This is a genomic window from Frateuria sp. GZRe12 (assembly GCF_051900535.1).
Classification (GTDB): Bacteria; Pseudomonadota; Gammaproteobacteria; order Xanthomonadales; family Rhodanobacteraceae; genus Frateuria_A.
The window spans coordinates 281,177-303,485 of record NZ_JBHZGI010000002.1 but is presented as its reverse complement, the minus strand read 5'-3'; the positions used below and the strand labels follow the sequence as shown (position 1 = coordinate 303,485).

Here is a 22,309-nt window from a genome sequence, read left to right as displayed (position 1 = left end):
GAAGGCTGCCGCGCGAGGTGGCGGGGCCTTCTGCGGACCGGGCCTATTCGGGCCGGTGCGGCAGCGCCAGGTACTCCTCGCTCTGCATCTCGATCAGCCGCGATTCGGTGCGGCTGAATTCGGCGCGATGCCGCTCGCCGTCGTACAGCTCGGTGATCGGCGCGGCGGCCGAAAGCACCAGCTTGACGAGGCGGTCGTAGAACTCGTCCACCATGAGCACGAACCGCCGCGCGGCGTCCTCGCTGTAGACGGAAAACTGCGGCACGTTGGAGACGATCACGGTGGGCACCCGACGCGCGAGCGCGATGTAGTCGGAGACGGCGCGCGGGCCCTCGCACAGGGCGTCGAAGTCGAACCACAGCACGCCCGGCGCCTGCCGGCGCACCGGAATCGGACGGCCGTTGATGTCCAGCGTCCCGCCGTCCTGCCCGTCGCCTTGCGACTGGCTGGCGAAGACGCGCGCGAGTGCGCGTTCGGCCTCGGCGCCCGGCGGAGTCAGGTAAACCGGCGCCTGGGTCAGCGCGCGCAGGCGCCAGTCGTGCGGCGAGACCATCTCCACCACCCGGCAGTGCTTCTCGATCAGCGCGATGGCGGGCAGGAAGCGGGCGCGCTGCAGGCCGTCCCGATAGAGGTTCTGCGGCGGCGTGTTGGAGGTGGTGACCAGCGCCACGCCACGGCGGAACAGCGCGTCGAGCAGGTTGGCCAGGACCATCGCATCGCCGATGTCGTTGACCAGGAACTCGTCCAGGCAAAGAACGCGGCAGCGAGCGGCCAGGCCTTCGGCCACGTCCTCCAGGGGATCGGCACGTTCGCCGAGCTCGCGCAGGTGCGCGTGCACCTCGCCCATGAAACGGTGGTAGTGCCGCCGCAGCGCCACGCCATGCGGCAGGCTGGCGGCGAACAGGTCCATCAGGAAGGTCTTGCCGCGGCCGACGCTGCCCCACAGGTACAGGCCCGGCACCGGCGCACGCTCGTCGTCGCCGAACAGCGATTTCAGCCGTCCGAACAGGCCGCCGTCCTCCATTGGAGCACATAGCGCCGCGTGCATGCGATCGAACTCCGGCAGCACGGCAAGCTGCGCCGGATCGGCTTCCCAGCGGTGCGCGACGACGCCTTCGTGGTAACGGGCGGAGGGGGTGAGGGTGGTCATCGAGCGGAATTCGGCATGGCGGGTCCTCCGACTGTTCGCCAGGGGAGGTTGGAAAAGGGTCGGGGTGCGCGCGAAAACTCCCCTCCGTCAAAAGAAGGGGAGCGGGACCGGTTCATCCGTTGCGCGGCGGCGGCAGCCACGGCTGCACCGCATGCTTGACCGCGCCGCGCAGATCCATCAGCCGGCGGTGGAAGAAATGGCTGGTCTCGGGCATGCGCACCACTTCCGGCTCGACCGGCAGGCTGTCGATCCAGTCGAACACCGCCTGCGGTTCGACCACTTCGTCGGCTTCGCCCTGCACGATCAGCCAGGGGCACTGCGGCGGCTCGATCCCGGTCAACGCGAAACGCCCCGCCGGCGGCGCGATGCTCACCAGCGCGGCGGCACCCAGGCGCACCGCGTTGCGGATCGTCACGTAGCTGCCGAAGGAAAACCCGGCCAGCCACAGCACGTCGTCTTGACGCACGCGGCGTACCCAGGCGGCCACCGCCGCCAGGTCCTCGCTCTCGCCGTTGCCTTCGTCGTAGCTGCCTTCGGAGGCGCCGGTGCCGCGGAAGTTGAAACGCACGGTATCGAGCCCCGACTCGCGCAGGCTGCGCTCGACCATCGTCACCACCTTGTTGTGCATGGTGCCGCCCTGCACGGGGTTGGGATGGCAGATCACCGCCACGCCGCGGCGCGCCTCCTCCGGCGCGGCGACGTCGCTGATCGCCTCCAGCTTGCCGGCGGGGCCGTCGAGCGCGAAGCTCGCCTCTTCAATCGGGAACGCGGCGGGATTGTCGGGAACGGTGGTGGGCGTCATGCGCACAATGATAACCGTCGCGGCCGTGCACCGGCCGTGGTGCCGGGAGATGGCATGAACCACCTGGCCCATGCGCTGCTGGCCGGTGCCGACGAGGGCCGGATCCTGGGCGGAGTGCTCGGTGACTTCGTGCGGGGCACGCCGGATGCCGCGTTGCCGACAGGGGTGCGCGAGGGCATTGCGCTGCACCGGGCGATCGATGGGTATACCGACCGCCACCCCGAGGTACTGGCGGCGCGCGCGTTGTTCGAGCCGCCGTACCGGCGTTATGCCGGCATCGCGCTGGACATGTGGTTCGACCATCTGCTGGCGCGTGACTTCGCGCGCTGGTCGCCGTTGCCGTTGCCGGCCTTCTCGACCGACCTGCGCGAGCTGTTGCGCCGGCAGGACGCGCTGTTGCCGGTCACCGCGCGGCGTTTCGCGCTCTACATGCAGGCCAATGACCTGCCGGCCGCGTATGCCGAGCCGGTGGTGCTCGATCGCGCGCTCGCCGGCATCGGGCAGCGCCTGCAACGCGACAACCCGTTGGACCGGATGCTGCCAGTGCTGCAGGAAATGGATGCTCCGCTGCAGGCGCGCTTCGATGCGTTCTTCCCGCAGTTGCAGCGATTCGCGCACGAGTGGACGCCGTAGGAAACGCCCGCGCGAAACGGGCCGGGTATGAGCGGGCAAAATCCCGGGGGCGTCGGCGAGGTCGACCCCTCATCCCAACCTTCTCCCCGCAGGGGGAGAGGGTGCGAACGAAAAACGCCGCCCGATGGGCGGCGTTTTGACGGAAGCTTTTTCGTCAGGCCAAGGTTACTTGGCCTGGCTGACGATCCACTTGACCGTGTTGCCCACCTGCTCGTCGGTGAGCGAGGGCATGCCGCCCTTGGGCGGCATGAAGTTGCCGTCCGGGCCGTGGTAGCCCTCGATCGCGTGCTTGACCAGGGTGTCGATGCCCTGCGCGATGCGCGGTGCCCAGGCGGCCTTGTCGCCCAGCTTGGGAGCGCCGGCCACGCCGGCGGTGTGACAACTGTGGCAGAGGCCTTCGTAGACGGTCTTGCCGTCGGTGCTGCCGCCGAAGGCAACCTGCGAAGCGGCGGCCTTGGCGGCCTCTTCCTGCGCGGCCAGCATGGCGGCGCGGCCGGTATCGCCGGCGTAGGCCGCGCCGGCGGGCGCCAGGCGCTCGGCGACCTTCTGCGCCGCGTGCGGGTTGGTTTCCTTCGCCGCGTGGGAGTAGATGCTGTAGGCCATGATCAGCAACACCAGCGCCAGCACGTGCAGACCGGCGATCAGCCAGCTGAACTGGCGGATGAAGCTCTGGTCCGATTTGGTCATGGAACCGCTCACGCAAGTAACTCCAGGTAATCAGTGGACGTGCCGAAAGGCCTCGGGGCCGGCCGGCGCGGGGCAGACAAGTCGCCGATTATAGATCAAAGCGCGCGCCAAGGTTCAGGCCACGCTGCGCACGGTGCGACTGCGGCAAAGCGCCGCCGTCCGTGCCGTCGGTAACGTGTCATCGGTCATGGGGCACCCCTGTCAACTGGCATTGTCCAAGGCCGTTGCTGTAACCCTATGCTTTTCACAGGGTCGGCTTCGGCTGCGCGCGGCGCAGCGTGAAGGCCGGCAACCATTCCGGGAGCTTTGTCTAATGTCGCGTTTTTGGAAGATCGCGCTGATCGTCGTGGTGGTGCTGGTGCTGGCCGTGGTCGGCCTGCGCCTGATGCACAAGCCGGGCGGCCAGCCAGGGCAGGCCAACGCCCAGGGCCAGGGAGAGGAGGGCAAGCAGCCGCCGGTGCCGGTCACCGTGGTGCCGGTGGCGCGCCAGGACGTGCCGGTGTACCTGACCGCACTGGGTACGGTGCAGGCGCTCAACACCGTGGCGATCAGCCCGCAGGTGAGCGGCCGCCTGATCAGCCTGGAGTTCACCGAGGGCCAGCCGGTGAAGAAGGGCCAGGTGCTGGCGCAGATCGATCCGCGCACCTTCCAGGCCACCTATGACCAGGCCACGGCACGGCTGCACCAGGACCAGGCGCAGCTGGCCACCGCCAAGGCCAACTACTCGCGCAGCCAGGAACTGGGCCCGAAGGGCTATATCGCCAAGCAGGACCTGGACGCGCTGCGCAACACCGTGCGCCAGCTGGAGGCGACGCTCGCCTCGGACCAGGCGCAGATCCGCGACGCCGAGGTACAGCTGGGCTATACGAAGGTGGTCTCGCCGATCGACGGCCTGGCCGGCATCCGCGGCGTCGACCCGGGCAACGTGGTGACCACCACCAGCACGATCGTCACGCTGACCCAGCTTCACCCGATCAACGTGATGTTCAACCTGCCCGAGCAGAACCTCGACATGGTGCGCCAGGCGGCCGTGGGCGGGGGCGCGCTGTCGGTCGCGGCGCTTGCCCGCGACGACGCGCACGTGATCGCCGACGGCGGCGTGCTCAAGGTGATCGACAACCAGATCGACGCCAGCACCGGCACCTTCCGGCTCAAGTCGGAATTCCCCAACCAGAAGAACGAGCTGTGGCCCGGCCAGTTCGTCAACGTGCGGCTGAAGGTGCGCACGGTCGGCGGTGGCCTGGTGATCCCGGCGCAGGCGGTGCAACGCGGCCCTGACGGCGACTATGTCTATCTGCTGCAGAAGGACGACACGGTCAAGATGCAGCCGGTGCAGGTGGCGCAGGAAGTGGGCGACAGCGCGGTGATGATCGCGGCCGGGCTGACCGAGGGCCAGCGCGTGGTCACCGAAGGCCAGTTCCGGCTCAAGCCCGGCAGCAAGGTCAATCCGCTCAAGCCGGGCGAGGTGCCGCCGGCGCCGACCAAGGAAGAGCTGGAGAAGGCCAAGAAGGACGGCGGCGGCCGACGCGGGCACTGATGACAGCAGGCAGCCCCGGGGCCGAACGCCGGGGCGCCGCAAAAATGGTCGTTCGCCCTGAGCGCAGGCCGCAGTCGAAGGGCAGCCCTTCGACGTCGCTGCACTGCGTTCGGGGCAAACGGCGGTTGGGTTGCGATCCACGCGCGCCTTCACCTGATAGACAGACCGGATAACCCATGGGCTTTTCCACCCTTTTCATCCGCCGCCCGATCGCCACATCGCTGCTGATGGTCGCGGTGCTGCTGCTGGGCGTGCTCGGTTATCGCCAGCTGCCGGTGTCGGCGCTGCCGGAGATCGACGCCCCCAGCCTGGTGGTGACCACGCAGTACCCCGGCGCCAGCGCGACCACCATGGCGGCGCTGGTGACCACCCCGCTGGAGCGCCAGCTCGGCCAGATTTCCGGCCTGTCGATGATGAGCTCGGATTCGTCCGCGGGACTGTCGACGATCATCCTGCAGTTCAACATGGACCGGGACATCGACATCGCCGCGCAGGACGTGCAGGCGGCGATCAGCTCGGCCAAGGGCACGCTGCCCAACAACCTGCCCTATCCCCCGGTCTACAACCGCGTGAACCCGGCCGACGCGCCGATCCTCACGCTGATGCTCACTTCCGACAGCCGCCAGCTGCGCGAGGTGAACGACCTAGCCGATTCGATCATCGCGCAGAAGCTCTCGCAGGTGCAGGGCGTGGGCCTGGTGTCGATCGCCGGCAACGTGCGCCCGGCCGTGCGCGTGCAGGTCAACCCGTCGCAGCTGTCCAACCTGGGCCTCACGCTGGAAGACGTGCGCGCATCGCTGCAGGCGGCCAACGTCAACGCGCCCAAGGGCACCTTGAACGGCGCCACGCAGAGCTATTCGATCGGCACCAACGACCAGCTGGCCGACGCGGCCGCCTACGGGCAGACCATCATCAGCTACAAGGACGGCGCGCCGGTACGCCTGAAGGATGTCGCGCGTGTCGTCGACGGCGTGGAGAACGACCAGCTCGCCGCCTGGGCCAACGGCAAGCCGGCGGTGCTGCTGGACATCCGCCGCCAGCCCGGCGCCAACATCGTGCAGACCGTCGAGCAGATCCGCGCCGTGCTGCCCTCGCTGCAGGCGGTGCTGCCGGCCGACGTGCACCTGGATGTCTTCGCCGACCGCACGGTCACCATCCGGGCGTCGGTGCACGACGTGGAGTTCACGCTGATCCTCACCGTGTGCCTGGTGGTGGGCGTGATCTTCATGTTCCTGCGCCGGTTGTGGGCGACGATCATCCCGTCGATCGCGGTGCCGCTGTCGCTGATGGGCACGTTCGGCGTGATGGCCTTCACCGGCATGTCGCTGGACAACCTCTCGCTGATGGCGCTGACCGTGGCCACCGGCTTCGTGGTCGACGATGCGATCGTGATGATCGAGAACATCGTGCGCTACATCGAACAGGGCAAGAGCGGCAAGGAGGCCGCGGAAATAGGCGCGAAGGAGATCGGCTTCACGGTGCTGTCGCTGACCGTCTCGCTGATCGCCGTGTTCCTGCCGCTGCTGTTGATGCCTGGCGTCACCGGACGCCTGTTCCACGAGTTCGCCTGGGTGCTGACCATCGCCGTGGCGATCTCGATGCTGGTGTCGCTGACGCTGACGCCGATGATGTGCGCGTATCTCCTCAAGCCCGACCAGCTGCCGGAAGGCGACGACGCACACGAGCGCCACGCCGCCGCCGGCAAGCGCGGCGTGTGGCTGCGCACGGTCGATTTCTACGGTCGCACGCTGGACTGGGTGCTCGACCATCGACGCCTGACCATCCTGGTCGCGGCGGCCACCGTGGTGCTCACCATCATCCTCTACGTGGTGATTCCCAAGGGCCTGCTGCCCGAGCAGGACACCGGCCTGGTCACCGGCGTGGTGCAGGCGGACGAGAACGTGGCCTTCCCGCAGATGGAGCAGCGCACCAAGGCGGTCGCCGCGGCGCTGCGCGCCGACCCGGCCGTGTCCGGCGTGGCGGCCTTCATCGGCGCAGGCACCATCAATCCCACGCTCAACCAGGGCCAGCTCTCGATCGTGCTGAAGGACCGCGGCGACCGCGGCGGCCTGGACGAGGTGATGCCGCGATTGCAGCAGACGGTGGCGAACATTCCGGGCGTGGCGCTGTACCTGAAGCCCGTGCAGGACGTGACGCTGGACAGCCGCGTGGCCTCCACCGAGTACCAGTATTCGCTCTCGGAGGTGAACTCGGCGGACCTGGCCAAGCGGGCCGAGCAGATGACCCAGGCGCTGCGCCAGCGGCCCGAGCTGGCCGACGTCGACAACAACCTGGCCAACCGGGGCAACGCACTCAAGCTCACCATCGACCGCGAGAAGGCCAGCCGCCTGGGCGTGCCGGTGCAGACCATCGACGACACGCTGTACGACGCCTTCGGCCAGCGCCAGATCTCGACCATCTTCACCCAGCTCAATCAGTACCGCGTGGTGCTGGAGGTCGCGCCGGAGTTCCGCTCCAGCCGCGACCTGCTCAACAAGCTCACCGTGCGCGGCAACGGTTCGGGCGCCCTGACCGGCTCCAACGCGACCAGCTTCGGCCAGCTCACGTCGGCCAATTCGGCGACCCCGTCGGGCATCGGCAACACCGGCAACGTCGGCTTCCAGGTCGGTGCCGGCGGCACCATTCCTATCGCCTCGCTGGCCACCGCCGAGGTCACCAGCGCGCCGCTGGTGGTCAGCCACCAGCAGCAGCTGCCGGCGGTGACGGTTTCCTTCAACCTGGCGCAGGGCTATTCGCTGTCCGAGGCGGTCGACGCGATCCACGAGGTCGAGGCGCAGCTGGATTCCCCGCCGCAGGTGCGCGGCCAGTTCATCGGCAAGGCGGCCGAGTTCAACGCGTCGATCGGCGACGAGGTCCTGTTGCTGCTGGCGGCGATCGTGGTGATCTACATCGTGCTGGGCGTGCTCTACGAGAGCTACATCCACCCGCTGACGATCATCTCGACGCTGCCGCCGGCCGGCGTGGGCGCGTTGCTGGCGCTGATCCTGTGCGGCATGAGCCTGTCGGTGGATGGCATCGTGGGCATCGTGCTCCTGATCGGCATCGTCAAGAAGAACGCGATCATGATGATCGACTTCGCGATCGAGGCGCAGCGCGACGGATTGAACGCGCGCGAGGCGATCCGGCGGGCGTGCCTGCTGCGCTTCCGGCCGATCATGATGACCACGGCCGCGGCCATGCTCGGCGCCTTGCCGCTGGCGCTGGGCAACGGTATCGGCGCCGAGCTGCGCCGGCCGCTGGGCGTGTCGATCGTCGGCGGCCTGCTGCTGTCGCAGCTGGTGACGCTCTACACCACGCCGGTGATCTACCTGTACATGGAGCGTTTCTCCGACTGGCTGCGGCTGCGCCGCGAGCGGCGGGCGCTGGCGCGCGCAGCGGCTGACGCCCGCGCGGTGTGACCCGATCTTCTCCCTCTCTCCTCCGGGGAGAGGGCTGGGGTGAGGGGCCGGGGCTCGCGGTGGTATCTCCTGCGGGCCCCGTTCTTGGCTTTGCGGTCACGAGCGAGCCTTCCCGCGACCTGGCTCGCCTGCGGCGGGCTTCCGAGCGCCTGCCGGCGCTCGGGTCACTTTTCTTTGCGGGCCCAAAGAAAAGTAACCAAAAGAAAAGGCCTGCTAAGCCCGGTGAGAGATAAGAGCTAGGTGCCTTCTGGCTTTGCCTGGTGAGCGCCTGCTCTTAGAGGAGCTGCCGCCGCTTTGCCGCGGGCGCTCGGGAGCTGAGGTAACAAGAGCTTCGGAGTGTGCGTAAAGCGACGCCGCGCGCTCTGTTCCCTCTCCCCTCCGGGGAGAGGGTTGGGGTGAGGGGCCGGGACTCGCGGGAAAGCCGTCAAGAACGCCACCTTGCTCGTCGCCTTTGCGGGACTTCCGCGGCTTGGCTCGCCTGCGGAAGGGGTGACCAGCGACGCCGCTTCACCGATCAACCGATCGGTCGGTTGCGCGTTAGCACGGCGATGCCGCGTATCCTCTCCCCTTTTGACCTGCCCTCCCCCGCCGTCGCATGAACCTCTCCGGCCCCTTCATCCGCCGCCCGATCGGCACCTCGCTGCTGGCCATGGGCGTGATCCTCGCCGGGATGATCTGCTACGCGTTGCTGGGCGTGTCCGCGCTGCCGCAGATGCAGTTCCCGGTGATCTTCGTGCAGGCGCAGCAGGCCGGTGCCGATGCCACCACCATGGCGTCGACCGTGGCCGCGCCACTGGAGCGCCACCTGGGCCAGGTCCCGGGCATCGAGTCGATGCGCTCGCACAGTTCCGAAGGCCGCGCGGTGGTGTTTCTCATGTTCCGCGGCGGCACCAACCTGGATTCGGCAGCGCGCGACGTGCAGGCGGCGATCAACGCCGCAGCGCCGGACCTGCCATCGGGTCTCAACAGCCCGCCCAGCTACGAGAAGGCCAACCCCAACGACGATCCGGTCATCGCCTTCGCGCTTACCTCGGATACCGAATCGGCCGCCACGCTTTTCAACGTGGCCGACTCCCTGCTGGCCCAACGGCTGCGCCAGTTGCCCGGCGTGTCGCAAGTGGAGATCGCCGGCGCCGCGACGCCGGCGATCCGCGTGGATATCGACCTGCACGCGCTCAGCGCCATGGGCCTGACGCCCGACCAATTGCGCAACGCGCTGACCGCGGCCAACGTCACCTCGCCGCAGGGTTTCCTGTCCAACGGCGCGACCACCATGGCGGTGACCGCCAACGACCAGCTGCACAGCGCCGACGACTTCGCCGGCCTGATCATCGCCGTGCGCGGCGGGGTGCCGATCCGCCTCTCGGACGTGGCCCACGTCTACGCCGGCCAGCAGGATGCCTATCAGGCGGCCTGGTTCCAGGGCAAGCCGGCGGTGCTGATGTACGTCTACAAGAAAGCCGACGCCAACGTCATCGCCACGGTCGATGCGGTCAAGGACCAGGTGCCCGCGCTGCGCGCGTACCTGTCGCCCGGCACCGTGCTCACTCCGTACTTCGACGGCACCCCGACCATCCGCGCCTCGCTGCACGAGGTGCAGGCGACGCTGCTGATCTCGCTGGCGATGGTGGTGCTGACCATGGCGCTGTTCCTGCGCCGGCTCGCGCCCACGCTGATCGCCGCGCTGACCGTGCCGCTCTCGCTCGCCGGCGCCTTCGTGGTGATGTACACGCTCGGCTACACGCTCAACAACCTCACCCTGCTGGCGCTGGTGATCGCGATCGGCTTCGTGGTGGACGACGCGATCGTGGTGATCGAGAACGTGATCCGGCACATCGACCAGGGCATGCCGCGATTGCAGGCCGCGCTGACCGGTGCGCGCGAGATCGGCTTCACCGTGGTGTCGATCACCGCCTCGCTGATCGCGGTGTTCATCCCGCTTCTGTTCGCGCCGGGCATCACCGGCATGTTCATGCACGAGTTCACGATGACGCTGGTGGCGGCGATCGCGATGTCGGCGGTGATCTCGCTCACCCTGACGCCCTCGCTGTGCGCCCTGTTCCTGCGCGGCCATGCCAACGCGAAACCCACGCGGCTGGGCCAGGCGCTGGACCGCTTCCACGCCGGCATGCTGCGCATCTACACCCGTTCGCTGGACTTCGCCCTGCGCCACGCGCTGGCTCTGTCGCTGACGCCGCTGGTGCTGATCGTGGCCACGTTCTTCCTGTTCGGCGTGGTCAAGAGCGGGCTGTTCCCCAAACAGGACACGGGGCTGATCTGGGGCCGCGCCAGCGCCAGCGCGACGGTGTCCTTCAAGGATGCGATTGCGCGCCAGGACCGGCTCACCGCGATGCTGCTGGCCGATCCGGACGTCAAGGCGGTCGGCTCGCGCCTGGGCATCAACTGGCAGGGCACCAGCGGCTCGTTCAACATCGAGCTGAAGACCCGTGGCGAGGGCCGCACCGACGACACCTTCGCCGTGCTCGCGCGCCTCTCGGCCAAGGCCGACCGCTTCCCCGACCTCGACCTGCGCCTGCGCCCGATCCAGGACCTGCCCAGCGGCGGCGGGGGCGGCGGCAACCAGGGCGCGCAGTACCAGGTCTCGCTGCAGGGCGACGACCTCGCCGAACTGCAGCAATGGCTGCCGAAGCTGATCAACGCGCTGAAGAAGAACCCGAAGTTCAAGGACGTCGGCAGCGACATCGACGACGCCGGCCTGCGCCAGAACGTGGTGATCGACCGCGACACCGCCGCGCGGCTGGGCGTCTCGATCGGCACCATCGACGGCGCGCTGTACAACGCCTTCGGCCAGCGCCAGGTGTCGACCATCTATTCGGACATCAACCAGTACAAGGTGGTGCTCAACGCGCTGCCCTCGCAGACCGCCACGCCGGCGGCGATCAACCGCATCTACGTGCGCTCGGACAGCGGCAGAATGATCCCGCTGGGCGCGCTGGCGCACATGGAGCCGGGACTCGCGCCGACCTCGGTCTCGCACGAGGACCAGCACACCACGATGGACCTTTCGTTCAACCTCGCACCGGGCGTGAGCATGGGCGAGGCGATGGGCATCGTGCAGCGCACCGTCCAGGACCTGCGCATGCCTGGCGATATCCGCCTCAACGTGGGCGGCGACTTCCGCCGCTTCATGGAAACCCAGAGCGGCATGGGCTGGCTGATCCTGGCGGCGATCCTCACCGTCTACATCGTGCTGGGCATGCTCTACGAGAGCCTGATCCATCCGGTAACCATCCTGTCGACGCTGCCGGCGGCGGGCGTGGGCGCGTTGCTCGCGCTGTGGCTGACCGGCACTGAGCTGTCGGTGATCTCGCAGATCGCGCTGGTGCTTTTGATCGGCATCGTGAAGAAGAACGCGATCATGATGATCGACTTCGCGCTGGTGGCCGAACGCGAGCACGGCAAGGCGCCGCTCGATGCGGTGCGCGAGGCGTGCATCGTACGTTTCCGGCCGATCATGATGACGACGATGGTGGCGATCCTGGCGGCGTTGCCGATTGCGATCGGGTTGGGCGAGGGTTCGGAGCTGCGCCGCCCGCTGGGCATCGCGTTGATCGGCGGGCTGCTGATCTCGCAGAGCCTGACTCTGCTCAGTACGCCGGCGCTGTACGTAATCTTCTCGTGCCTGGCGGCGCGCTGGCGCGCCTTCCGCTCACGGCATCGCCGCCGCGACGTGGTTGAAGCCTCCTGATTCAGCGCCCCTCTTCCTAGGAGGGTGAGGGGCCGCAGTCGCGGAAGGACCCGCAAGAACGAAAAGCTCCTTTGTCATCCCGTGAACCGTCCACCCCGCCGCCCTCTGAGGCGTCGACGGCTGGCGGAAAGCCCATTGCCGTTCGGAGAGAGGCTTTCATCCCGCCATGGGTCTTGCCGCGCGCGTGCCTGGAGGGCCGAAGCCCATCCTACGGGCCAAGGCCTCGCGGCTCCGCCGCTGCTTCCCGGAGGGAGAAGAAGGCATCACGCCTCGTCGAACTCCAGCGCGGCGGTGAGATCCCCCGGCGCCGGCCCGCCGGCGGCCCGCATGGACTCCTCGCGCAGGGTCAATCCGGGCAGCTTGCGCAACCCGAACCGGCGAGTCAGGAAGCGCGCGATCGAGCCGGTGTCGTACACCGTGTGGTCCACGTGGCCCTTCTTCGCATGCGGCGACACGATGATCGCCGGGACACGCGAGCCCGGGCCCCAGCGGTCGCCCTTGGGTGGCGCCACGTGGTCCCACCAGCCGCCGTTCTCGTCGACCGTGACGACTACCAGCAAGCCCGGCCACGCCGGCGATTTCTGCAGCGCCTCCACCACGGCCATGACGTGGCGATCCCCAGCGTCCACGTCCGAATACCCGGCGTGCATGTTGAGGTCGCCCTGCGGCTTGTAGAAGGTCACCGGCGGCAGCGTGCCGGCGGCGACGGCGGCGAGGAAGTGGTTGGTTTCCGCGGTCTCGCCCACGCCCGCATCGCGCAGGTGCTTCTCGCGCGCCGCCGTGCCCGGCGCGTACGCGGTGAAGTAGTTGAACGGCTGGTGGTGCGGCTGGAAGTTGGGCCGCTGGGGGAAATCGGCCTGGTCGCCGTCGCCCTTGCCCTCGAGCGCCAGTTTCCAGCCGCCGGCGTACCAGGCCCAGTCCACGCCCGCCTCGGAAAGCACGTCGCCGATGGTCGCGTGCTTCTGCGGCACCACGGTGTTGGCGCTGTCGGGATCGGCATGGGCGGGATCGTTCGGATCCTTGGAGAAACCCGGCGCGTAGGGCGGCCCCATCGTGTTGACCGCCCAGAAGTCGGGCGTCAGCGCATTGGGCGTCAGCGTTTCGGGCTTGCCCTCCATCGCGCTGGCCGGCGAGTCGTGGGCGAGCTTGAGATGGATGTCGGTGGCCTCGCCGCTGACCGTCTGCGCGATGTTGAAGCGTGCAGGGCTCTGGTCCGCGTGCGGGTAATACGGCGGCTGCGCGGCGATCAGGTACTGGTGGTTGAGGAACGAGCCGCCGAACGCGCCCATGAACCAGTGGTCGCACAAGGTGTACTGGCGCGCCAGCTGCCACAGCCGCAGGTTGGCCGCGTTGTCGCCGTAGTAGCCCATCACCAGCGCGCCCGAGTCGCCCCAGGCCACGAAGCCGTCATTCTTGCCGCCGTTGATCTGGCGCTGGTTCTCGTAGAAGCGATGCCACAGGTCGCGCGTGACCACGCCCTGCGGCAGCGGCTCGCCGCCGCCGGTGCGCAGCGCCCACGGCGCATTGGGCAGGTCGACGATGTCCTCCTGGCGCACCACGTACTTGCGGTGGTTGACCACTTGCTCGTGCGGCGCCACGCCGTGCCATACGGGCGGGAGCTGCTTGAGCACCGAGCCGTCGCGGTCGCGCTGCAGGTACTGCTCGGGCCGGAGTCCCGAGAGCGGCTCGGCCACGCCGGGGAAATCGGCGAACAGGTTGTTGAAGCTGCGGTTCTCGGCGTAGATCACGACCACGCGCTGGATGTGCTTGCGCAGCAGCGCGTCCAGCTTCGTCGGTGGGAGCGCCGCGCTTTTCGCGTTCGCCACGGCATCGACGCTGGCGCCGCCCAGCGCCAGGCCGGCGCCCGCCGCGGCCAGGCCGCCGAGCAGTCGGCGGCGTTGCGGGTCGGTCGGCTGCTCGTCACTGTCGGGCGGTAGGGGGAGGTCGGACATCGGAGGCTCCTCGGGGGCGTTCAGGTGTGCAGTATGCCGGCATCCGGCTCGCGTGCCCCGGCGCCACGCCGCGAAGCAAAGGGAAGGCGCCTCAGCCTTCCACCGCGTGCGCCGCCTGCCACATCGCGCGCGTCAGCGGCCGGTTCGTGTGCGGCGTCTGCAGCACCACCAGCGTGGTCGTGCTCACGCTGGGGTGGATCTTCAGCAGCCGGTCGAGCACCGCCTCCAGATGCGCCACCGACAACGCGACCACGTGCAGCAGCGCCGAGTCCTCGCCAGCGAGTCGGCGGCACTCGAGCACCTCGGGAATGTCGGTCACCAGCGCGCCGATGCGCGCGCAGATACCGCCGTCGCAACGCAGGCGGATCATCGCGTCGATGCTGTAACCCAGTCGCTTCGGATCCACCACCGCGCGGTAGCCGGCGATGATGCCGGCTTCCTCCAGCCGCTTGACGCTCGGCCACGGCCGGTGGGGACAGGCCGACCTGCCGGCCCAGTTCCGCGTAGCCCTGCCGCGCGTCCTGCTGCAGCGCTTCGAGCAGCTGCCAGTCGCGGGCGTCCAGTTCGGGTTTCGATACGAAGGCCATGATGGAAACCTGCAATTCGTTCGTTGGCGAAGCATGCCATTCTGGCTTGGTTGCATGCTTCCTGCGTAACCCGGCCCTCACTAGGATGCGCACTTCCCCGCACCGGAATTCCCCATGGATACCCCTCGCCTGGACGGGCGGACGCTGGCCCTGATCGGCGTCGCCTTGGTCACCTGGTCGTCCGCGTACGCGGCGATCGCCTTCGCGCTGCCGGCCTTCACGCCGGGCGAGGTGGCGTTCGCGCGCCTGGGCATAGGCTCGCTCTGCTTCGCGTTGTGGCTGCTGGTCAAGCGCCCGCCGCTGCCGGCCCGGCGCGACTGGCCGCAACTGGCGGCACTGGGCGTGATCGGCCTGACCGTCTATCACATGGCGCTCAATTACGCCGAAACCCGCATCGCCAGCGGCACCGCCGCGATCCTGATCTCGCTGGTGCCTGCGGCCACCGCGGCGCTTTCGGCGCTGTGGCTGCGCGAGCGTTTGCCGGCGCGCACGCTGGCGGGCCTGGGCGTGGCGCTGGTCGGCGTGGTGATGGTGGTGCTGGCCAGCGGCAAGCAGGTGAAGTTCGAGCCGATGGCCGCACTGGTGCTGCTTAGCGTGGCCGCCTCGGCGATCTACTTCGTCGGGCAGAAGCCGTTGTTCGCGCGTTCGAGCGTGTTCGGCGTCACCGCCTTCACCTTCTTCGCCGGCACGCTGGGCGCGCTGCCGTTCGCCATCCACCTGCCGCAGGCACTGGCCGCCGCGCCGTGGCCGCGCATCGGTGCGCTGCTGTGGCTGGGCTTCGCCCCCACCTTCGTCGGCTACATCGCCTGGAACATTGCCATCCACCGCAGCTCGGCCTCGCAGGTGTCCAGCTTCATCTATTTCTCGCCGCCGATCGCCGTGCTGATCGGCTGGTTCTGGCTCGGTGAACGGCCCGGGCTGCTGACCCTGGTCGGCGGCGCGGTCACCGTCGGCGGCGTGATCCTGGCCAACATGCGCCGGCGCGCCGCGGTGCGCACCGCCCACCAACCCGCGGTCTGCAAACCGTAGGCTGGCTCGAGCGCGCCATCGACGCACCGGAGCGGTGGGCTGAAAGTCCACCTTGCAAACTGCGAGGGATGCCATGGAACTCTTCATCGCCAACAAGAACTACTCTTCCTGGTCGCTGCGGCCCTGGCTGCTGATGGTCGAGCAGGGCATCCCGTTCGAGGAACACCTGGTCGCCCTGCGCGACGGCTCCAGCTGGGACGCCTTCCGCGCCTTCGCGCCCAACGGCAAGGTGCCGTGCCTGCGCGACGGCGACACGGTGGTGTGGGATTCGCTGGCGATCGTCGAGTACCTGGCCGAGCGCCACCCGGGCGTGTGGCCGGCCGACGCAAAGGCGCGCGCCTGGGCCCGCTGCGCCAGCGCCGAGATGCATTCGGGCTTCACCGCCCTGCGCACCACCTGCCCGATGAACTGCGCCGTGCGCGTGGAACTGCATGGCATCGACGCGCCACTGCAGCGCGACCTTGCCCGCCTGGCCGAGCTGTGGGGCGAAGGGCTCGCGCGCTTCGGCGGACCGTTCCTGGCGGGCAATGCCTTCAGCGCCGTGGATGCGTTCTTCGCGCCGGTCGCCTGGCGCATCCTGAGCTACGGGCTGCCGCTGGACGAGACCTCGCTCGCCTACGCCACGCGCCTGCGCGAACTGCCCGGGATGCGGCGCTGGTACGCCGCGGCGCTTGCCGAGACGGTACGTCTGAAGGACAGCGAGGACACTGCGCGCCGCGTCGGCACGGTGCGCGGGGACCTGCGCACGCCGGCCTGAGCGTCAGGCCAGCGCTTCGACGCGGACCACCGCCGGGTCGTCCGCGTGGTCCAGCAGCAGGCGCCGCACGCGGTCCTGCCACAACTCGCCGAAGGCGCGCTGCTGCTCGGCCGTGGCCGACGGTGCCAGCGCCTCGGCCATGCGCTCGCGCAGGCCCGGTGGCGACGGCACGCGGGCGAGATCCAGTTCCACCCGCACCGCCTGGCCGGTGTCGCGCCGCTGGAAGCGCACGCCCGGCACTTCCTGCGCCGTCCCATAGTGCAGCAGGCCCTGGCGCACGAAGCGCCCGCCGATGCCATGGAAACCGTTGGCCGATGCCGCGCCGGTGACCAGTGTCAGCACCTGCGCGACCACGCCGGTGGTGCCTTCCTGTTCCGGCCCGCCCATCCGCACCGACACGCCGCCGCGTTCGGCGGGACCATCGGGGTAAAGCGCGCGCAGCGCGGCACGCGCCATCAGGAAGGCGCCGCCCACGGTCGGGCAGGAGTGGCCCGCCAGCCGCACCGCATCGGCATAGCCGTAGACCAGCAGGCCATCGTCGGACGCACCCAGCAGTGCGGCCAGCGGGTCGCGCACGGTGATGCACGGCGCGAGGAAAAAAAACGCGGGGAACGCCATGCTCACTCGCCGGGCAGGCCGACGATGCCGAAATCCACCACCACCGCCTGCGGACCGCGCTCGCGGTAGCTGACCGTCAGGTATTCGCCGAAGCGCTCGCGCAGCTGCGCCAGCAGCGGCAGCGGGTCGTGGTCGTTGATGAAGCGCATCGTCTCGCCCGAGCGCAATGCGCCCAGCGCGCCGAAGATCGCCGAATGGCGGAAGCGGCGGGCGATGCCGCGGGCGTCGAAGATGTGGATGTTCTGTTCGGGGCTGAGATTGGCGTGCATGGCGGACACTCGCGGGATGGGAGCGCCACCCTACGGCCGCGCCCACCCCGTGCCCATGACTTGGATCAGCCGATCAGGACGTCGCCGGCGAGGCGGGAAGCCGCAGCGCGCGGCGTCGGCCAAGCGCGGCGTAGGCGCGCGCAAGCAGCGGGATCGACAGCAGGAAAAAGTTGTTGTTGCCCGGCATGCGCCAGGCCATGAGCAGCGCGATCGTCGTGGCGGTGGGCAGGGTCAGTGCACGCCAGCGCAACGCGTTGATCTCCTCCGGCGGCACGTCCGCGCGCGTCCGCCCGGGCTTGAGCGCCACCCGGAACAGCAACAGCTGCAGCAGCCCGGCCGCAAGCAGGGTGGCCGAGTAGAACACCTCCGGCACGCGCGCGAGCGGATTGGAGCTCATCAACGCGGTGGCGAAAGGCATGAACGCGATCACCATCAGGAGCAGCATGTTCGGCCACATCAGCTTCGGCTCGTAGCCTTCCAGCACGCCGAACAGCCGGTGGTGCGCCACCCACAGCGCGCCGATGGTGAGGAAGCTCAGCGCGAAGCCCATGAAGCTGGGCACCAGGTGCGCCAATGCGACGAGGTAGGCTGCATCGTCCGGCGTATCGAGCCGCGGCACGTGCACCTCGATCACCAGCAAGGTGATGGCGATGGCGAACACGGCGTCGGAAAAGGCCTTCAGGCGTTCAAGTTGCGCGCCGTGGTTCATGCCTCAGAGCTTCCAGGCCTTGTGGATCGCCACGATGCCGTTGGTGAGGTTGCGCACCTCGACGCGGCCGAAGCCGGCCGCTTCCATCATGCCCTTCAGGGTCTGCTGGTCCGGGTGCTTGCGGATCGACTCGGCCAGGTACTGGTAGCTGTCCGCGTCGCCGGCGAAAAGCTGGCCGAGCTTCGGCAACACCTTGAACGAATGGAAGTCGTAGAGCTTGCCGAACAGCTCGCTCTGCACGCGCGAGAACTCCAGCACCAGCGCGCGACCGCCGGGCTTCAACACGCGGCAGATGTCGGCCAGTGCCTTGTCCTTGTCGGTGACGTTGCGCAGACCGAAGGCCATGGTCACCGCGTCGAAGCTGTTGTCCGGGAAGGGCAGGCATTCGGCGTTCAATTGCGCCCAGCGCAGCCCGCCGACCAGGCCGCGGTCGGTCATCCGGTCGCGGCCCACGCCGAGCATGGCGGCGTTGATGTCGCCCACCACCACCTCGCCCTCGTCGCCGACCACCGGCTTGAGCAGCGCGGCGATGTCGCCGGTGCCGCCGGCCAGGTCCAGCACGCGGTCGCCGCGCCGCACGCCGCTGATCGCCACGAAGTGGCGCTTCCACAGGCGATGGACGCCGAACGACATCAGGTCGTTCATCAGGTCGTAGCTGCGCGCGACCGAGGTGAATACCTGGCCGACCAGCTTCTGCTTGTCGCCTACCGGGACGTCGCGGAAGCCGAAATGGGTAGTTTTGGACTGCTCGCTCATGGGCGGCAATGCTACAGCCTCTGGCGCCCTCTCCCCACCGGGGTGAGGGCTGGGGTGAGGGGCCGAGGCTCGCGGGGATGCTTTTGCATGGACGTTGCCTTGCATGTCGTTCTTGCGGGGATCTGCGGCGACTGGGCTCGCCTGCGGCGGGCTTTCGATCGCCTGCCGGCGCTCGAGTCACTTTTCTTTGCTGGCCCAAAGAAAAGTAACCAAAAGAAACGGCCTGCGAAGCCCGGTGTGGGATAAGAGCTAGGCGCCACGTCGCCTTGCCGGGCCAGTCTCTTGCTTTTAGAGGAGCTGCCGCCGCTTTACCGCGGGCGCTCGGGAGTTGGGGCAAGGGTGGGTTTGCGGCAGCGTGGAGCTGCTACCGATTTGCCCTTCAAGAGCGGTCGGTGTTCTGGCCCGAACGATCTACAGGCCGACGGAAGTGATCAGGTACGAAGGCACCGTTCGTCCGTTTGATGATCGCGAGGCTAAGAGCAAGCAAACGGCGAGCGCCCGCTTTGCAAGCGAGCGAGCCACTCGAGCCGGCACTATCAAATCGCTGAATACCTCCCTCGCCTCAACTCCCGAGCGCCCGCGGTGAAGCGGCGGCAGCTCCTCTAAGAGCGAGCGGCTCACCCGTCAAAGCGAGGTGGCACCTAGCTTTTTAGCTACACCGGGCTTAGCAGGCCGTTTCTTTTGGTTACTTTTCTTTGGGCCCGCAAAGAAAAGTGACCCGAGCGCCGTCAGGCGATCGGAAGCCCGCGGCAGGCGAGCCAGGTCGCGGAAGATCCCCGCAAGAACGAAAAGCTCCCTTGGACATCTCCGCAGGTGAGCGACGCCACCCACGAGCCTGCCATTGCGTCATTTAGTACATAAATGTAATATCACCCAAGCAGCCAAAATCCCCATGAGCAGCTTCCTCCCCACCGAACAACGCCTCGCCGTCACCCGTCGGCGCCACCCCGCGTTCCCGCGCGAACCGGCGGTGCTCGTGCGCCTCATCAAGCACTTGCACAAGCGCATCCACGACGACGCCAACGCGGCGCTCAAACCCTTTGGCCTCAACCATCCGCAATACGACCTGCTGATGATGCTCTACGGCACCGATGGCCACGGGTTGAGCCCGTCGGAACTGGCGCGCAGTTCGGGCGAGAAGGCGGCCAACATCACGCGGCTTACCAACGAACTGTGCGAGAAGGGCCTGATCGGGCGTGCCGCCAGCGAGGACGATCGACGCAAGCTGGTCCTCAGCCTCACGCCCGCCGGGCTTGCCCTGATCGAGCGTCTCCTGCCCTCGATCTGCACCCTGCTGGACGAGCAGACCGAAGGGCTGACCGCGCGCGAGCAGGCCGGGCTGGAACGGCTGCTCAAGAAATTCCTCGACGGGTTCGACCGCCGCGCCTGAAGGCTTTCGCAAACCATGTCCGCCATCACAACCGCCAAGCTGCCGCGCTGGCCCTGGCTGGGCGCGTTCCTCGCCGAGGAATCGCGCGCCTGGCTGTTCGTCGCCAAGTCGCTGCTGGCGATGTACGCGGCCGCCTGGCTGGCTATGTGGCTCAAGCTCGAACAGCCCTCGACCACCATGATCACGGTGGCGGTGGTGATGCACCCGCACAGCGGCATGGTGCTGGCCAAGAGCTTCTACCGCGCACTGGGCACGCTGGCCGGCAGCCTGTTCGGGCTGGCGCTGATCGCCCTGTTCCCGCAGCAGCGCGAGCTGTTCTTCCTCGTCCTCTCGGCGTGGCTGGCGCTGTGCGCTGGCGGCGCCACGCTGTATCGCAACTTCATGGCCTACGGCTTCGTGCTGGCCGGCTATACCGCCGCCATCGTGACGCTGCCGGCGGTGGGCAATCCGCTCAACAGTTTCGATTCGGCGGTGATGCGCGTGAGTGAGGTGCTGCTGGGCATCGGGGTCGCGGCCGTGTGCAGCGACCTGGTGCTGCCGCAGCGGTTGCGCGTGGTGCTGCGGCAAAGCGCGCGCACCCAGTTCGCGCGCTTCATCGACTTCGTGCGCGAGAGCACCGGCGGCGCGCTGCCGCGTGCGCGGATGGAGCAGGCGCACCTGGAGTTCGTGCGCGCCGTGGTGCACCTGGAAGATCTGCGCGCCTCGGTGATCTTCGAAGACCCGGAAGTACGCTCGCGCAGCGCCCGCATGCGCCTGCTAAACCAGCGCTACATGGCCGCGGCGACCAGCTTCCAGTCGCTGCATCACCTCATCAACCGCCTGCAGCGGCGCGGTCGCGATGCGGTCGCCGAGGCGCTGGTCAACGCCTACCGGCCGATCGGCGAAGCGCTGTCGCCGCCGTCGCCGGCTCAGCACGAGCCGGCGGTGCTGACCCGACGCCTGCGCGCCTGTGTCGACATCCTCCCCGCGCACGTCGCCGCGTTGCGCGAGCGCTTCGACGAGCCGGCCGCGCAGCTGGAGTTCGACACCGGTGCGGCGCTGGTGCAGCGCTTCGCCGACGAGCTGGCCGACTTCACCGCGGTGGAAGCCTCGCTGCGTGGCGGCAACCTGCGCGGCAGCGTGGAACGGGTGCATTTCCGCCGCGGCAACGACCTGGCCGGCGCGGCGGTGGCGACGATGCGCACCTTTCTCACCATGCTGGTACTCGCCGCCTTCTGGCTGGCCAGCGGCTGGGCGTTCGGCGGCAGTGCGATGCTGCTGGCGACGATCTTCGCCGGCCTGCTGGCCGCCTCGCCGAACCCGATCGCCGCGGCGACGCGTACGCTGTATGGCTACGCCGGCGGCATGGCCGCGGGCTTCGTGGCGGTGTTCGTGCTGCTGCCGGGCAGCGACGGCTTCGCCATGCTGATCTGCGCGACCGCCGGACTGCTGCTGATAGGACCGTACCTGGCCACGCGCGACACGCTGCCGGGCGTCGGCGCCGGTTATACGTTGGGATTCGTCTACATTCTCGCGCTGAAAAATCCGATGGTGTACGACCCCACGCACTTCCTCAACGACGCCATCGCGCAGGTCGCTGGGTTGGGCCTCTCGGGCGTCGCTTTCATGGTGATGCCCGGCGTCACCGGTACCCACTGGCAGCGCCTCCGCCAGCTGCGCCTGTTGCGCGAGCAGGTCACGCTGGCGGCCAGCGCGCCGCTGCCGGGGCTCGCCTGGCGCTTCGAAAGCGTCAGCCGCGACCTGCTGCAGCAGGTGGTCGCGCACACGCGGCCGGACAGCGACGAATCGCGCCATCTGCTGGCCTGGTCGCTGGCGGTGCAGGAAAGCGGTCGCGCGGTGATCGAGTTGCGCCAGGACCTGAGCGGAAACGTGCTGCCCGCCGCGGCACGCGACACGGCGCTTGCGGCGCTCGATGCCGTGGCGGCGTTCTACCGCACGCCCGACGCGGCGCGCTGGCGCACCGCCGATGCGGTCGTGCTCGAGGCCATCCATGCCGCGCCGCGCGGCGCCGCCGTGCGGCGACACCTGTACCAGCTGCGCAGCGCGCTGCGCGACGAGGAATCGCCGCTGGCCGCCTACATGCCCGCGCCGGAGCCGGCCGATGCCGCCTGAGATCGAGTTGTTCGGCGTGCTGATGCCCAGCCTGCTGCCGGTGTTCCTGCTGAGCCTGGCGGTGATGGTGGTGCTCGACCTCGCCATCGGGCGCGCGGGCCTGTACCGGCATCTAATGCATCCCTCGCTGTTCCGCTTCGCCCTGTTCGTCTGCCTGTTCGGCGCCGCCGGACTTTTGCTGATCCGCTGATCC

The 22,309-nt window shown here is 68.6% G+C and carries 18 protein-coding genes and 1 pseudogene; 9 read left to right on the top strand and 10 right to left on the bottom strand.

All coding sequences use genetic code 11. The features are described 5' to 3' along the window. Positions 1-43: 43 nt before the first annotated feature. Both zapE and ACFWZ4_RS07120 read right to left on the bottom strand, forming a co-directional pair. The gene (zapE, locus tag ACFWZ4_RS07125; protein ID WP_439704032.1) at positions 44-1,150 is read right to left on the bottom strand and encodes a cell division protein ZapE; all 1,107 of its coding nucleotides are present in this window, start codon (positions 1,148-1,150) and stop codon (positions 44-46) included. Positions 1,151-1,262: 112 nt separating this feature from the next. Beyond that, positions 1,263-1,952 carry an alpha/beta hydrolase gene (locus ACFWZ4_RS07120; protein ID WP_439704031.1) on the bottom strand — a complete coding sequence of 230 codons (690 nt, stop codon included), beginning with the start codon at positions 1,950-1,952 and terminating at the stop codon, positions 1,263-1,265. A 54-nt stretch (positions 1,953-2,006) separates the two neighbouring features. Between ACFWZ4_RS07120 and ACFWZ4_RS07115 the strand changes: the two genes are divergently transcribed. Next, positions 2,007-2,585: an ACP phosphodiesterase gene (locus ACFWZ4_RS07115; protein ID WP_439704030.1), complete on the top strand. Its 579-nt coding sequence runs from the start codon at positions 2,007-2,009 to the stop codon at positions 2,583-2,585. A 165-nt stretch (positions 2,586-2,750) separates the two neighbouring features. Here ACFWZ4_RS07115 and ACFWZ4_RS07110 read toward each other — a convergent pair whose 3' ends face one another. Continuing rightward, positions 2,751-3,272 carry a c-type cytochrome gene (locus tag ACFWZ4_RS07110; RefSeq protein WP_231322953.1) on the bottom strand — a complete coding sequence of 174 codons (522 nt, stop codon included), beginning with the start codon at positions 3,270-3,272 and terminating at the stop codon, positions 2,751-2,753. Between the two features lie 313 nt (positions 3,273-3,585). On the opposite strand from ACFWZ4_RS07110, the gene ACFWZ4_RS07105 reads away from it, so the two are divergent. From ACFWZ4_RS07105 to ACFWZ4_RS07095, 3 genes are all read left to right on the top strand, one after another. Further along, positions 3,586-4,809: an efflux RND transporter periplasmic adaptor subunit gene (locus tag ACFWZ4_RS07105; RefSeq protein ID WP_439704029.1), complete on the top strand. Its 1,224-nt coding sequence runs from the start codon at positions 3,586-3,588 to the stop codon at positions 4,807-4,809. A 176-nt stretch (positions 4,810-4,985) separates the two neighbouring features. Beyond that, complete coding sequence (locus ACFWZ4_RS07100) at positions 4,986-8,228, top strand: efflux RND transporter permease subunit (RefSeq protein ID WP_439704028.1); 3,243 nt, start codon at positions 4,986-4,988, stop codon at positions 8,226-8,228. Positions 8,229-8,823: 595 nt separating this feature from the next. Further along, positions 8,824-11,937, top strand: coding sequence for an efflux RND transporter permease subunit (locus ACFWZ4_RS07095; RefSeq protein ID WP_439704027.1), 3,114 nt, complete (start codon positions 8,824-8,826; stop codon positions 11,935-11,937). Between the two features lie 263 nt (positions 11,938-12,200). On the opposite strand, the gene acpA is transcribed toward ACFWZ4_RS07095, so the two are convergent. The 3 genes and pseudogenes from acpA to ACFWZ4_RS07080 form a co-directional block, all read right to left on the bottom strand. Continuing rightward, positions 12,201-13,889: an acid phosphatase gene (gene acpA, locus ACFWZ4_RS07090; protein WP_439704026.1), complete on the bottom strand. Its 1,689-nt coding sequence runs from the start codon at positions 13,887-13,889 to the stop codon at positions 12,201-12,203. Positions 13,890-13,980: 91 nt separating this feature from the next. Then, positions 13,981-14,295 (bottom strand): Lrp/AsnC family transcriptional regulator, encoded by a 315-nt coding sequence (locus ACFWZ4_RS07085; RefSeq protein WP_439704025.1) that lies wholly within the window; start codon positions 14,293-14,295, stop codon positions 13,981-13,983. A gap of 97 nt (positions 14,296-14,392) precedes the next feature. Then, positions 14,393-14,476, bottom strand: a pseudogene (locus ACFWZ4_RS07080) (Lrp/AsnC family transcriptional regulator); the annotation flags it as partial. Between the two features lie 114 nt (positions 14,477-14,590). Between ACFWZ4_RS07080 and ACFWZ4_RS07075 the strand changes: the two are divergent. Beyond that, on the top strand, positions 14,591-15,505 hold the full coding sequence (locus ACFWZ4_RS07075; protein WP_439704024.1) for a DMT family transporter: 915 nt from the start codon (positions 14,591-14,593) through the stop codon (positions 15,503-15,505). A gap of 73 nt (positions 15,506-15,578) precedes the next feature. Continuing rightward, on the top strand, positions 15,579-16,262 hold the full coding sequence (locus ACFWZ4_RS07070) for a glutathione S-transferase family protein (protein WP_439704023.1): 684 nt from the start codon (positions 15,579-15,581) through the stop codon (positions 16,260-16,262). A gap of 3 nt (positions 16,263-16,265) precedes the next feature. Here the strand turns inward: ACFWZ4_RS07070 and ACFWZ4_RS07065 are convergent, their stop codons facing one another. The 4 genes from ACFWZ4_RS07065 to ubiE all read right to left on the bottom strand — a co-directional run bounded on the left by ACFWZ4_RS07065 (position 16,266) and on the right by ubiE (position 18,614). Further along, on the bottom strand, positions 16,266-16,880 hold the full coding sequence (locus ACFWZ4_RS07065; RefSeq protein WP_439704022.1) for an FmdE family protein: 615 nt from the start codon (positions 16,878-16,880) through the stop codon (positions 16,266-16,268). Positions 16,881-16,882: 2 nt separating this feature from the next. After that, positions 16,883-17,149: a DUF2249 domain-containing protein gene (locus tag ACFWZ4_RS07060; protein ID WP_231322971.1), complete on the bottom strand. Its 267-nt coding sequence runs from the start codon at positions 17,147-17,149 to the stop codon at positions 16,883-16,885. A gap of 73 nt (positions 17,150-17,222) precedes the next feature. Further along, positions 17,223-17,858, bottom strand: coding sequence for a TMEM175 family protein (locus tag ACFWZ4_RS07055; RefSeq protein WP_439704021.1), 636 nt, complete (start codon positions 17,856-17,858; stop codon positions 17,223-17,225). A gap of 3 nt (positions 17,859-17,861) precedes the next feature. Further along, positions 17,862-18,614, bottom strand: coding sequence for a bifunctional demethylmenaquinone methyltransferase/2-methoxy-6-polyprenyl-1,4-benzoquinol methylase UbiE (gene ubiE, locus ACFWZ4_RS07050; protein ID WP_091334956.1), 753 nt, complete (start codon positions 18,612-18,614; stop codon positions 17,862-17,864). 892 nt (positions 18,615-19,506) lie between these two features. On the opposite strand from ubiE, the gene ACFWZ4_RS07045 reads away from it, so the two are divergent. Genes ACFWZ4_RS07045 through ACFWZ4_RS07035 form a run of 3 tightly spaced genes read left to right on the top strand, consistent with a single transcriptional unit; the run spans position 19,507 to position 22,306 of the window. Then, the gene (locus ACFWZ4_RS07045) at positions 19,507-20,004 is read left to right on the top strand and encodes a MarR family winged helix-turn-helix transcriptional regulator (protein WP_439704020.1); all 498 of its coding nucleotides are present in this window, start codon (positions 19,507-19,509) and stop codon (positions 20,002-20,004) included. A gap of 15 nt (positions 20,005-20,019) precedes the next feature. After that, positions 20,020-22,116 (top strand): FUSC family protein, encoded by a 2,097-nt coding sequence (locus ACFWZ4_RS07040; protein WP_439704019.1) that lies wholly within the window; start codon positions 20,020-20,022, stop codon positions 22,114-22,116. After that, entirely contained in the window at positions 22,106-22,306 is a 201-nt protein-coding gene (locus tag ACFWZ4_RS07035) for a DUF1656 domain-containing protein (RefSeq protein WP_439704018.1), read from the top strand. The genes ACFWZ4_RS07040 and ACFWZ4_RS07035 overlap by 11 nt, the downstream gene beginning before the upstream one ends. The last annotated feature ends 3 nt before the right edge of the window (positions 22,307-22,309 follow it).